This window comes from Yoonia sp. KMU-150 (assembly GCF_056858355.1).
The window spans coordinates 1,624,743-1,637,093 of the sequence record NZ_JBXEQF010000001.1 but is presented as its reverse complement, the minus strand read 5'-3'; the positions used below and the strand labels follow the sequence as shown (position 1 = coordinate 1,637,093).

General features: G+C 63.2%; 10 protein-coding genes. 7 read left to right on the top strand and 3 right to left on the bottom strand.

Annotated features, from left to right (window positions below; translation table 11 throughout):
- Window positions 1–310: 310 nt before the first annotated feature.
- The 3 genes from AC04PH_RS08065 (at window position 311) to AC04PH_RS08055 (ending at window position 2,186) form a co-directional block, all read left to right on the top strand.
- A complete protein-coding gene (locus tag AC04PH_RS08065; protein ID WP_483065228.1) occupies window positions 311–757 on the top strand; it encodes a DUF2852 domain-containing protein in 447 nt (148 codons plus the stop codon).
- A 69-nt stretch (window positions 758–826) separates the two neighbouring features.
- Entirely contained in the window at window positions 827–1,279 is a 453-nt protein-coding gene (locus AC04PH_RS08060; RefSeq protein WP_483065227.1) for an RDD family protein, read from the top strand.
- Window positions 1,280–1,370: 91 nt separating this feature from the next.
- Window positions 1,371–2,186, top strand: a complete 816-nt coding sequence (locus AC04PH_RS08055) for an arginyltransferase (protein ID WP_483065226.1) — start codon at window positions 1,371–1,373, stop codon at window positions 2,184–2,186.
- Window positions 2,187–2,381: 195 nt separating this feature from the next.
- On the opposite strand, the gene AC04PH_RS08050 is transcribed toward AC04PH_RS08055, so the two are convergent.
- The 3 genes from AC04PH_RS08050 to AC04PH_RS08040 all read right to left on the bottom strand — a co-directional run bounded on the left by AC04PH_RS08050 (window position 2,382) and on the right by AC04PH_RS08040 (window position 6,969).
- Window positions 2,382–4,736 (bottom strand): TRAP transporter large permease, encoded by a 2,355-nt coding sequence (locus AC04PH_RS08050; RefSeq protein ID WP_483065225.1) that lies wholly within the window; start codon window positions 4,734–4,736, stop codon window positions 2,382–2,384.
- A gap of 18 nt (window positions 4,737–4,754) precedes the next feature.
- Window positions 4,755–5,759, bottom strand: a complete 1,005-nt coding sequence (locus AC04PH_RS08045) for a TRAP transporter small permease subunit (protein WP_483065224.1) — start codon at window positions 5,757–5,759, stop codon at window positions 4,755–4,757.
- A 127-nt stretch (window positions 5,760–5,886) separates the two neighbouring features.
- A complete protein-coding gene (locus AC04PH_RS08040) occupies window positions 5,887–6,969 on the bottom strand; it encodes a TRAP transporter substrate-binding protein (RefSeq protein WP_483065223.1) in 1,083 nt (360 codons plus the stop codon).
- 255 nt (window positions 6,970–7,224) lie between these two features.
- Here AC04PH_RS08040 and AC04PH_RS08035 point away from each other — a divergent pair, with 255 nt between their 5' ends.
- From AC04PH_RS08035 to yghU, 4 genes are all read left to right on the top strand, one after another.
- Window positions 7,225–8,643, top strand: a complete 1,419-nt coding sequence (locus tag AC04PH_RS08035) for a cache domain-containing protein (RefSeq protein WP_483065222.1) — start codon at window positions 7,225–7,227, stop codon at window positions 8,641–8,643.
- The gene (locus AC04PH_RS08030; RefSeq protein WP_483065221.1) at window positions 8,640–9,269 is read left to right on the top strand and encodes a response regulator transcription factor; all 630 of its coding nucleotides are present in this window, start codon (window positions 8,640–8,642) and stop codon (window positions 9,267–9,269) included. Before AC04PH_RS08035 ends, AC04PH_RS08030 begins: the two co-directional genes overlap by 4 nt.
- Before the next feature lie 31 nt (window positions 9,270–9,300).
- Window positions 9,301–11,283 carry a PEP/pyruvate-binding domain-containing protein gene (locus tag AC04PH_RS08025; protein ID WP_483065220.1) on the top strand — a complete coding sequence of 661 codons (1,983 nt, stop codon included), beginning with the start codon at window positions 9,301–9,303 and terminating at the stop codon, window positions 11,281–11,283.
- Window positions 11,284–11,483: 200 nt separating this feature from the next.
- The gene (gene yghU, locus AC04PH_RS08020) at window positions 11,484–12,350 is read left to right on the top strand and encodes a glutathione-dependent disulfide-bond oxidoreductase (RefSeq protein WP_483065219.1); all 867 of its coding nucleotides are present in this window, start codon (window positions 11,484–11,486) and stop codon (window positions 12,348–12,350) included.
- The last annotated feature ends 1 nt before the right edge of the window (window position 12,351 follow it).

The following is a 12,351-nucleotide window of genomic DNA, read 5'->3' as shown; positions in this document are numbered from 1 at the left end:
ACACCGACCGGTATTGAATTACTTTTCACGATACTTCGCGCCAAGGTTCCGGTCATAGGCCACTATCGGGTGCTCTAAAGTCAACCATAATCGCCTTGAGTGCATACCCGTAGTCCGGCAGGTCCGCCTGCACCGGACGTTGTATCGCCTATTCTCTGAAAAAATCTCGACCCTAAGCGGCTGATCTTAATGCATTTCATAAGTTAATGTAAAAAACATTTACATCATCCCTTGTGGAACCTGCCATGCTGCCCAATATTGGTAATGTGAAAAGCATTCACATCACAAACGCATCAGAGGAGACATCGCAATGAACACCGCAACCGCGCAATACCCGGCGCAATCCACCTACAGCCCCGACCGACCCGGTTTCTTCGCCCGGTCCGAGGCCTGGCTGGACGCGCGCGGCAAGGGTGCCTGGATCGCTGCCATGGTGCTTGGCTTCGTGTTCTTCTGGCCTGTCGGTCTCGCCCTTCTCGCCTATATGATCTGGAGCAAACGCATGTTCGGCAAATCCTGTACGACCTCGACCTATCACCCGGCCCGCGCGATGCGCTCGGCCATGAAAACCTCCGGCAACAGCGCATTCGACGCCTACAAGGCCGACACGCTGCGCCGCCTCGAAGACGAGCAGGCCAGTTTCGAAAACTTCCTCGAACGCCTGCGCGAGGCCAAGGACAAGGCGGAGTTCGACCAGTTCATGGAAGACCGTGCCGGTCGCAACGACACCGCGTCCAAGGACGACGACGCGGCCTGATCCCTCCCGGCCGGCCCTTGCATCGTCGCAGGGGCCGCCCCACCTTTTCTGCAAAGACCCGAGGACCCGATGACAACTGCCCCGCTCCGCCTGCCCGATCCCGCCATGCGCCCCGATTTCTATGCCGGTGTCGTCACCAAGCGCACGCTGGCATGGGCCGTCGATCTGGCGATCACGGTGCTGATCGCGGCCCTGATCGTGCCGTTTACGTTCTTCACCGGGCTGTTCTTTTTCCCCGTGCTGGTGATGACCGTCGCCTTCTTCTATCGCTGGTTCACCTTTGCCGGTGCCGGCTCGACCTGGGGTATGCGCCTGATGGCGCTCGAGCTGCGCGACATGGATGGCAATCGCCCCGACGGCACGACGGCGCTGGCGCATGCCTTCGGGACGACGGTGGTTCTCACGATCCTGCCGCTGCAGGTCGTCTCGATCGTGATGATTCTGACCGGTGCACGCGCGCAAAGCCTGACCGACGCCCTGCTCGGCACGGCGATGCTCAACCGCGCACAGGCCCGACGCTAGGATCTCGGCGGCCATCATTGGTTTTCAGGGGGTTGGCCTGTGCGGCTGCGGTTGCTAACGTGATCACGCCCCGACACCACAGCGACCGATCATGCGTCACACCCTGCCCCTTGCGCCCCAGTTCTATGTGACGGCCCCGCAACCCTGCCCGTATCTTGACGGGCGGATGGAACGGAAACTGTTCACGGCCCTGCAGGGCGAGCAGGCGACACGGTTGAACGACGTGCTGTCGAAACAAGGGTTCCGTCGCTCCCAGAACGTGCTTTACCGTCCGTCCTGCGCCGAATGTTCGGCCTGCATGTCCGCGCGGGTGGACGTGACGCAATTCGCCCCGTCGCGCAGCCAGCGCCGGGTGATGAAACGCAACGCAGGGCTGATCCGGCGCGCGACTTCGCCCTGGGCTACGGAAGAGCAGTATGAATTGTTCCGCCGGTATCTTGACGGGCGTCATGCCGACGGCGGCATGGCCGATATGGATATGTTCGAATTCGCGGCCATGGTCGAGGAAACGCCGATCCGCTCGCGACTGATCGAATATGCGCCGGAAAATGCGCCCGTAACCGCCGTCTGCCTGACGGATATCCTCGATGACGGGCTGAGCATGGTCTATTCGTTCTTCGATCCCGCGCTCGAAAAATCGTCGCTCGGCACCTATCTGATCCTCGATCACATCGCCATCGCGCAGGAACTGGGCCTGCCTTACGTCTATCTGGGCTACTGGGTCCCCGGCAGCCCGAAGATGAGCTACAAGGCCAAGTTCAAGGGGCTTGAAATCTACTTCAACCGGGCCTGGACCCCCCTGACCGATCCGGAGGCGTTCGACAACGACGCCCATCCGCTCGCGGTGGATCCCATCGCGCAACAGGTGGCCAGCATCACGCTGCCGGACAGCCGCCCGGTGAAATGACCCCTGCCGGATGCGGTCCCGTTTCCCGTGGGTCCGGCGATCTGCATTATCTTGCCCGAAATACTCACATCCGGCGGGGGCGGCGCAGCCGCCCCCGCCCCCAGGCGACGTGCGCAGCACGGCGCAAAACCTCCCCCGAACGGTAAAAGGCCCACCGGTATGGCGGGCCTTTCGGGTTCACAGGCGACGCCGCCCCTATTTCAGCAGGTTCGGCACGATGGTCACCACGCTCGGCACCAGCGCCAGTAGCGTCAGTCCCACGACCTGAATCCCGATGAAGGGCATCACACCACGGTAGATCTGGCCGGTGGTAATCGACTTGGGTGCCACGCCGCGCAGATAGAACAATGCAAAGCCGAAGGGCGGCGTCAGGAACGACGTCTGCAGGTTCACCGCGATCATGATCGTCACCCACTTCGGATCGAAGGTGCCACCGTAGATCACCGGCCCCACGATCGGGATCACGATGTAGATGATTTCGAGGAAGTCGAGCACGAAGCCCAGCACGAACAGCACCAGCATCACGATCAGGAACACCGTCCACTCGTTGTCGAACGACCGCAGGAACTGCTGGATGTAATGCTCTCCGCCAAACGAGATCAGCACGAGGTTCAGAAGCTGCGACCCGATCAGGATGGTGAACACCATCGACGTGACCTTGGCCGTCTCGCGCACGACCGGTGACAGCACACCGCCCAGGAACAGCGTCCAGCAGCACCAGACAAGCCCGAACATCGCGAACAGGAACGCGCCGAACGCGACGAGGAACGCGATGTAGTTCTCGAAGGCGATGTCGTCCTGCCCCAGCCGCATGTCGAAGTTGGTGCCGATGATCAGCATGATCGCGATGGCCGCCGTGGTCCACAGCACCATGCGGCCCGAACGGCCCTGATCCTGCAGCTTGCGGAAGGTCGCCAGCATGATCGCACCGCCCGCCCCCAGCGCCGCGGCGGGCGTCGGGTTGGTGATCCCGCCCAGGATCGACCCCAGCACCGCCACGATCAGCACCAGCGGCGGGAACACGACACGCAGGATTTCATTGGCGAACATCCGGCGCGTCGCATGTTTCATGCCGTAGTAGAGCAAGGCCAGCGGGATCGCGAGCAGGACAAGCGTGGTCCCCGGCGAGGTCAGCGGCCCGATCAGCAGCAGATCGACCAGAAGCACGCCCAGCACACCCACTGCGCCCACGATCAGCGGCTTGGGATCGGCGGAGGGTGCCACACCGCGCCCGATCATCAGCGCCAGCCCGGCCAGCAGCGCCGTCAGCGCAAGCCCGGTGCCCAGCGAAGGTGCCGCGGCGATCTTGGCGGTCACGGCCTCCGCCCGTTCCTCGACGGACAGGGCGCGCGCCTCGGTCACGCCGCCGGCCTCGTCGATCGCAGCCTGCTCGGCCAGTGCCTGATCCCAGGCGTCCTGCCCGTGCAGGTCGATCATGGAGGCCGCGCACTCCGGGCTGACGTTGGTGCGTAGCGATGCGGTCTGCCCGGCATCGGTAAAGCTGTCGACGATCACCGACTGGCTGCCCACGACGTTGGCCTGCCCCATGCCGATGAAAAGCGCGATGGCTGCGACCGGGGCGGCCAGGAACCAGAACAGCGCGTCGTTGCGGGTGATCACCTCGCGCCCCGATGCGGCGCCGAGTTCCACCGCCGGTGCCTTCGACGGGTTCAGCAGTGCAAAGCCGAACGCGTAGGCGGCATAAAGGAACGCCAGCAGGATACCGGGCAGCAGGGCCGCCTGAAACAGCGTGCCCACGGATACGACCGCCGGTTCGCCCAGCAGCGTCAACGCGTCCGAACAGCCCGCCAGTTGCGCGCGGTCTTCCTGTGCTGCCGAATAAAGGTCACCGGCCAGGGTGCCCAGCAGCACGATCACGATGGAGGGCGGGATGATCTGCCCAAGCGTGCCGGACGCCGCGATCACGCCGGTGGACAGTTCGGGGGAATAGCCGTTCTTGAGCATCGTCGGCAGCGCCAGCAGACCCATCGTCACGACGGTCGCACCCACGATGCCCGTAGAGGCGGCGAGGAACGCGCCCACGATCACGATGGATACCGCCAGACCGCCGGGCAGCGGGCCGAAGACCTTGGCCATCGTGGTCAGCAACTCGTCGGCGATGCGCGAACGTTCCAGCACGATGCCCATCATCACGAACATCAGCACCGCCAGCAGCGTCTCGATCGACTGGCCTGCCAGCACCCTTTCGTTGATGCGGTTGACGAGGAAGCCGATGTTGCGGTCCAGTGCCTGCTCCCAGCCCTGCGGGAACAATGCCGTGGCATAGCGCGGCAAATCCGGGTTTCGGAATAGCGATATCGCCTCCGGCGGGGTGCCGGACGCCACCACCGCGCGGTATTCCGCGGTGCTGGTGTCCACCGCCATGTGGATCAGCAGACCGCTGGAATCAAGCGCCGCGATGATCGCAAAGGAAATGACCGCCGCTCCGCCGATGGCAAAGGCCACCGGAAAGCCCGATAGGATGCCCGCGAACAACGTGAGGAACACGATGATCAGGCCGATTTCTACGCCATCAAGACCAAAGAGCATGGGGTGTCCGTCCTAAATTCAGTGGATGTCAGCGGCGAGTTCGGCGGTCGGGTCGCCAAGGCTGTCTTTGTCGAGGTATTTTCCCTCGCTCTCCGGGCCTTCCTTCCACTCCAGATAGGAGCGGTAGAAGAACGCGACCGCCTGCAGCATGACCATCAGGGTGAAGGTCACCAACAGGATCTTGAAGAGGAAATAGGCGTTGAAGCCGCTGGGCGAAAACCCGATGGTTTCCACGTTCCAGCGCAGCGCGCGCGCCTTGTTGAGCAGGCGGTCCAGCGTATCGGAGGCCGAGGGGTTCGGCACGACCAGCACCCGCCACAGGAAGAACCAGCCATATAGCCAGGTCAGGAACGCCGCAGGCAGCATGAAGACAAGGCTGCCGAACATATCGATCACCCGTTTGGTGCGGTAGCTGACTGCGGAATAGACCAGATCGACCCGCACGTGGCTGCCCTGAACGAAGGTATAGGTCGCGCAGAGGCAAACGATCATCGCGTTGTAGAGCTTGAGTTCTTCCGACCACCAGCTGACGTCGTAGGAAAACGCCATCCCGAAGCCGAGACTGATTTCGGAGACCGCAAAGACCCGCTGCATGAAGATGATCACGATCTGCTGCAGCACCATGAGCAGACCCGCCCAGGCAAAGAACCGTCCGACCGAGTTGGCGAAGGTCTCCAGCACCCGCACGCAGCCCCACATGAACCGGTTGCTGACGAAACCGATGATCGTGCAGACGAGGAAGACGAAGAACACCGCAAAGAACAGCTCTGCCGACGCGCCGTAATAGATGAACCGCATCAGCGATTGCTTGACCTCTAGGTCTTCCATGTTGGCGTTCGTGTAGGGCACCCAGGCCAGCCATTCGGACGGGTGGGTCAATGCGTAGATCAGGTTATAGGGTGCTTCGAGAAGGTTGCCGGACAGATACTGCCAGGTTCCCTGCGATTGAAACTTGTCAAGGCAACTGACCGTTTCCTCGGTCGCGGCGCTGAAAAAGCCCGTGCAGGCAATGTCGTCTTCCATAAAGCCCCCCGATTGGTTGCGCGGGGTCCGTTGTATCCGGCCCGCTCCGCGCGAAATCTGTGTGTCGGGCCCCGCATCCGGCAGATGCGGGGCCCGACTTTTGCCGTCAGGTCAAACCCGTACGGGGTCAGCCCATGACGCGGTCACGCTGGGCGCGATACGCACCTTCGGACTTCTGGATCCAGCCAGAGGATGCAGCCATGGATTCGTTGTAGGACGCGCGCAGACGGTCATAGATGTCGTCGCCCGCATACTGGTCGAGGGTCTCGCTCGCGGCGGCACCCATGGCGTCCCAGACGCTTTCGGGGAATTCCAGAACCTTAACACCACCGGCCTGCAGACGCTGCAGCGCCGCACCGTTGTTGTTCATGAACTGCGCCAGGTTCCACTGGTGCGCCTCGCCGGATGCGATCTCGATGATCTTCTGGTGCGTCGGCGACAGCGATTCCCAAACGTCGAGGTTCGTGGCCAGCGACAGGGCTGCACCCGGCTCGTGCATACCGGCGGTGTAGTAGAACTTGGTGATCTCCTGGAAGCCGGCCTTTTCGTCAGCCCATGGGCCAATCCACTCGGTTCCGTCGATGGCGCCGGATGCCAGCGCCTGATACACCTCGGCGCCGGGCAAGTTCTGCACGGATGCGCCCATCTTGCCCAGTGCTTCGCCGCCCAGACCGGGCATACGGAACTTGAGACCCTGGAAGTCCTCGGGGCCCGCGATCTCCTTGGAGAACCAGCCACCGGCCTGTGGACCGGTGTTGCCGGCCAGGAACGACTTCAGACCGAAGATCTGGCCCAGCTCGTCGTGGAACGCCTGACCTTCGCCCTGGTAGTACCAGTTGGAGATTTCCTGCGGCGTCATGCCGAACGGCACGGAGGTAAAGAACGCATAGCCCGGATGCTGACCGACGAAGTAATAGTCGGCACCGTGGTACATATCGGCCTGACCGGACGTGACCGCGTCGAAGACCTCGAACGCGCCGACAAGCTCGCCTGCGGCTTTCAGGTCGACGGTCAGCGCACCGTCGGTCATCGCGGTGATTGTGTCGGCGGCACGCTGTGCGGCGTCATGCACACCGGCAAGGCCGCGGCCCCATGTGGTCACAAGCGTCAGCGTCCGGTTGCCCTGCGCATAGGCCGGCGCGGCCAGTGCCGTTGCAGCGGCAGCAGAGCCGCCAAGCGCGGAATTTCTCAGAAAAGAACGACGATCCATTTGGTTTCCTCCCATTATGTCACCTCTCCGGCGGGCGGACCCACACGGTAAGGCTGATCAATTCGTAGGCGGATGCTAGCCAATGCCGGTTCGGATCGGAATACGTAGTTCTGCGTAGTTTCGCCGTTTCCACCACATTTTCGGAGAGGATCGCGCCGGTGATGGCGCTAACGGACACGCGGATGCAGGCATTTGTGACGCCACGGCACGAATCGGCGTGGCGAAAGCGGCGATTCCCCGCTAACGATTCGTGGCATGGAAAAACCCGCTTTCCGCCTGCCCGGGCTATTCGCCATATCCTATGGCCAGAAGGTGTTTCTGCTGGCCACCGTTCCGCTGATCCTTGCGGTGACGCTGATCGCCCTCGTGGTATCGCGCGAATCGCGCCAGCTGGCCGAACGCGAGATTGCGGCGCTTGAGACCCAGCTAATCGACGCCAAGCGCGAAGAATTGCGCAACTACCTGTCCATCGCGCGCACCGCATTCATCAACACCTACGGGCGTGCGGCACCCGACGATGACGCGGCCAAACTCGCCGTGACCCGCGAACTGGCGGCGATGCTTTACGGGCAGGACGGCTATTTCTTCGTTTATGACTACGACGGGACAAATCTGGTGGCCCCCCGCCAGACGAACCTAATCGGGCGCAACTGGTCGGGTCTCGAAGACCGCAACGGCGTGCCGATCACCGACCGAATTATCGAAATCGCGCGCTCGGGCGGCGGCTATCACAGTTTCGACTGGCCCAAACCATCCACCGACGAGGTCGCACGGATGATCGTCTATGTGAACGGCTTGCAGGACTGGCGATGGGCCATCGGCACCGGCATCTTTATCGACGACGTGCTCGACACCGTGGCCACCGCCCGCGCGGACGTGGAGGACCGGATCAACCGCACGTCGTTCTACATCGCCATGATCGCCAGCATCGCGGTGATCGGCGTCTTTGTCTCTGGTCTGCTGCTGAACCTGCGCGAACGCAGGCTTGCCGATACCAAGCTCAAGGCGCTGACCCAGCGCATCATCGACACGCAGGAGGAAGAGCGCGGCCGCGTGGCGCGCGAGTTGCACGACGGGATTTCGCAGATGCTGGTCGGCGTGCGCTATGCGCTGGAACTGACCCGGCGGCGGCTGGGCAAGGACGACGACCGCGCCGACGAAAGCCTTGGCAAGGGCATCGACGGTCTGGGCGGCGCCATTCAGGAGGTCCGCCGGATCAGCCGCGACCTGCGCCCCGGTGTGCTCGACGATCTGGGGCTTGGCCCTGCCCTGCAGGCACTGACGGATGATTTCGAACAGCGCACCGGCATCACCACCGCCTTCGAGACGGTCGTTTTCCGCAACCGGCTGGACGAGGAGGCCCGGATTTCGCTTTACCGGATCGCGCAGGAGGCGCTGACCAACGTCGCGCGTCATGCCGGGGCCACGCATGTGTCCGTCACGCTCAAAGGCAATCGCAAGGGCGCGGTGCTGCGGATCACCGACGACGGAACCGGGATCGCACCGGGCCGCGACCGCGCCGGGCTGGGCCTGCGCAACATGCAGGAACGTGTCGAACTGCTGGGCGGAACGCTGCGGATCGACACCAGCCGCCGCGGGACCACGATCGAGGCCATGGTGCCGCTGACCCATATGCTGCGCGCGCAGGACCAGCAAAAGGAGTTCGCAACATGATCCGCGTGGTCATCGTCGACGACCACCCGATGGTGGCCGAAGGCATCCAGTCGATCCTCGAAAGCTATGACGACATCGCCGTCGTGGGGCTTTTGTCCAACGGTCAGGCCGCCGTCGATCAGGTTTTGGCTCTGGCCCCGGACGTGATCCTGATGGATCTGAATATGCCAGGTATTTCAGGACTTTCCGCGACGGAGATGATCCTCGAAATTCGCCCCGAGACCCGCATTCTGGTGCTGTCGATGCACGACAGTCCGGAATATATTTCCACCGCCCTGTCGCATGGCGCCAAGGGTTACGTGCTCAAGGACGTCCCAACAGAGGAAATCCACACGGCGATCACCGCCGTCATGGCCGGAGGGGAATATCTATGCACAGGTGCCGCGACATCGCTGAAACCCACAATCGCGGACGGACGCGAACCGCTGACCGGGCGCGAACAGACCGTGCTGCTGGAACTGGCGCAGGGCAAATCGAACAAGGCCGTGGCCGCACACCTGAATATTTCGGTGCGCACCGTGGAAACGCACCGCAACAACATCCGGCGCAAGCTGGGGATCAGCTCGACCGCCGGGCTGACGCGTTATGCGCTGGAACACGGTGTTTTGCAGGGCCCCGGTTTCTGATAGGATCTGTTGACCTGTCAGGAGGTGCCGCATGAGCCGCCTTGGACGCAACGCCGTCATCGTCCCGCCGCTGCCCTTGGGTGCAGACGCGGACCGCCTGCCGGACCGGCGCATGCTCTGGCGGGCGCAAGGCAGCGACCTGCACCGCTATGGCGCGCTGATGCTGCCGACCCGCGCCCGGTTCGAGGATTTCGCCCATCGCGACACAGTGCCCGGTGCCATCGGTGTGCGCGAGGTCAAGTTCATGATAACCGGCATCGGCAGCGGCCAGCCGATCCTTTATCTGATGAACATGGCTGCGGCGCAGCTGCACTATGACTTTGTGCGTCTGGGGCTGGGGCAGCGCATGCCGGTGCAGGAGTTCAATCGCCTGACCTATTTCGCCGAGGATCGCAGCTTTCTGGCAGGCTCGATCATCGCCCACGACAGCTATACCGACGCGGCGGGCGAAACCGGCATCTACACGATGGAGTTCTGGCCGTCCGATATCGTGCGTTTCCCGCAGGTGCGGATGGCGTACAGGGCGGTCAACGACGCCCTGCCCTTCGCGCGCGGGCGCATCGCCTATCATCCGACCGGCGACGGGCAGCGCGATCTGCTGGAGCGCGAGACGGCGCAGTTCGCCGCGGCGGGCATCCGCACGATCCAGACCGACGACCTGTTTGCCGGCGTGGCCTACAGCCCGCTGAACCTTGGCGTCACCTACGGGCGGCTCGACGTGTTCGACGGGCAAAGCGGCCGGCCCCCCGGCCCCACCGACATCGCGATCTTCCAGCGGTTGCCCAACGATCTGGCCCGCGTGGCCGGGGTGATCACGGAAATGCCGCAAACCCCGCTGAGTCACGTCAACCTGCGCGCGCAACAGAACGACATACCCAACGCCTATCTGGCGGATGCGGCGGAGGACCCGCGCATCGCACCGCTGCTGGGCGAGATCGTGCGGCTGGACGTGACGGCGGATGGGCTGACGGTCGCACCGGCGACGCGCGCGCAGATGGAGGCGCATTTCGCCACCCTGCGCCCGGCGGCGGGCCCCGCCCCGACCCGCGATCTGTCCGTAACCTGCATCGCGCCCCTGTCCGACATCGGTTTCGCCGATCACGTGGCATTCGGGGCCAAGGCCGCCAATGTCGCCGAACTGCGCCGGGTGCTGGAACCGCACCGGGTACCCGACGGCTTTGCCGTGCCCTACAGTTTCTACGACCGGTTCATGACCGAGACCGGGCTTTACGACGCGATCCGCACCATCATCGGCGATTTCGACTTTGTGGAGGTAGACGACATCCGGCGCGACCGGCTGAAGCATATCCGCCGCCTGATCAAGGACGCGCCCTTGCCCACAGACATCCATGACGCGCTGAGCGTGCTGCAGGCCAGCTTCCCGCCCGGCATCACGCCGCGCTGCCGGTCGTCAGCCAATGCCGAGGATCTGGCCACGTTTTCGGGCGCCGGGCTTTACGACAGCTATACCCACAAGGCCGACGAGGGGCATATCGGCAAGTCGATCAAGCAGGTCTGGGCGAGCCTGTGGACCTTCCGCGCGTTCGAGGAGCGCGAATGGCACCGGATCGACCATTTCGCCTGTGCCATGGGCGTGCTGGTGCATCCCAACTTCAAGGACGAGTTGGTCAACGGCGTCGCGGTCACGCAGAACATCTATTTCCCGAACTTCCCCGGATTCTATGTCAACGCGCAGGTCGGCGAAGACATGGTCACCAACCCCGAAGGCGACACGATAGCCGAGGAGGTCCTGATCATGCAGAACGCGGGGCTTGAGACGTTGCAGGACTATGTCACGCTGCGCATCCGCGAAAGCAATCTGGTGCCCGATGGCGGGGCGGTCCTGTCGCTGTCGCAAACCAACGTGTTGATCGCGCAGATGACCGCGATCCAGGCCCATTTCGCGCGCGCCTACGACCGCGTGGCGGACAAGACATTCGCGATGGAGATCGAATTCAAGGTGGATCGCGATGGTGTGCTGATCGTCAAACAGGCCCGCCCCTGGACGGCGTAACGCGGTTTGACCCGGCGGAGCGGCTGCGCCGCACGACATTTTTGGTAATTTGGCCCGTGCCGGGCCAAGCGGGGATTTTGCATCCCCACACCCCTGCAAGGTATTTCCGACCAAAAGAAGAGTGGCGCGCAGGGATGTGTTTTGCATCCCGCCGCCCCCCGCCCTACATCTGCGGCAGTGCAATGAAAGCGAGACGGCAGATGACACAGGACTATACACCCCCGAAAGTCTGGACATGGGATGCGGAAAGCGGCGGCAAGTTCGCCAGCATCAACCGCCCCATCGCGGGTCCCACCCATGACAAGGAGCTGCCGGTGGGCAAGCATCCGTTGCAGCTTTATTCGCTGGCGACACCCAACGGTGTGAAGGTTACGGTGATGCTGGAGGAATTGCTGGCTGCGGGCCACGCGGGGGCGGAATACGATGCCTGGCTGATCGACATTGGCGAAGGTGATCAGTTCGGATCGGGTTTCGTCGACGTGAATCCCAATTCCAAGATCCCGGCGCTGATGGACCGGTCCGGCGACGCGCCCGTGCGCGTGTTCGAAAGCGGCGCGATCCTGCTGTATCTGGCGGAAAAATTCGGTGCATTCCTATCCACCGAACCGGCGAAACGCACCGAAGCGCTGAACTGGCTGTTCTGGCTGCAGGGCTCCGCGCCCTATCTGGGTGGCGGGTTCGGGCATTTCTATGCCTATGCGCCGGAGAAATTCGAATACCCGATCAACCGCTTCGCGATGGAGGCCAAGCGACAGCTCGACGTTTTGGACCGGCGGTTGGGTGAAAGCGCCTACCTGGGTGGCGAGGATTACAGCATCGCGGACATGGCGACCTTCCCCTGGTATGGCGCGTTGGTGAAGGGGTTGGTCTATGACGCGGCCGAATTCCTTGACGTGGCGAGCTACGCCCACGTGAACCGCTGGGCCGATGCTATCGCCGAACGCCCCGCCGTCAAGCGCGGCAAGATGGTGAACCGCACGTGGGGCGACCCGGAAGGGCAGCTGCACGAACGCCATGACGCAGGCGATTTCGACACGAAAACCCAGGACAAACTAGCGCAGGATTGAG

Coding starts and splice junctions, on each gene's coding strand:
- AC04PH_RS08065 (WP_483065228.1), top strand. CDS start 311: ATGAACACCGCAACCGCGCAATACCCGGCGCAATCCACCTACAGCCCC.
- AC04PH_RS08060 (WP_483065227.1), top strand. CDS start 827: ATGACAACTGCCCCGCTCCGCCTGCCCGATCCCGCCATGCGCCCCGAT.
- AC04PH_RS08055 (WP_483065226.1), top strand. CDS start 1,371: ATGCGTCACACCCTGCCCCTTGCGCCCCAGTTCTATGTGACGGCCCCG.
- AC04PH_RS08050 (WP_483065225.1), bottom strand. CDS start 4,736: ATGCTCTTTGGTCTTGATGGCGTAGAAATCGGCCTGATCATCGTGTTC.
- AC04PH_RS08045 (WP_483065224.1), bottom strand. CDS start 5,759: ATGGAAGACGACATTGCCTGCACGGGCTTTTTCAGCGCCGCGACCGAG.
- AC04PH_RS08040 (WP_483065223.1), bottom strand. CDS start 6,969: ATGGATCGTCGTTCTTTTCTGAGAAATTCCGCGCTTGGCGGCTCTGCT.
- AC04PH_RS08035 (WP_483065222.1), top strand. CDS start 7,225: ATGGAAAAACCCGCTTTCCGCCTGCCCGGGCTATTCGCCATATCCTAT.
- AC04PH_RS08030 (WP_483065221.1), top strand. CDS start 8,640: ATGATCCGCGTGGTCATCGTCGACGACCACCCGATGGTGGCCGAAGGC.
- AC04PH_RS08025 (WP_483065220.1), top strand. CDS start 9,301: ATGAGCCGCCTTGGACGCAACGCCGTCATCGTCCCGCCGCTGCCCTTG.
- yghU (WP_483065219.1), top strand. CDS start 11,484: ATGACACAGGACTATACACCCCCGAAAGTCTGGACATGGGATGCGGAA.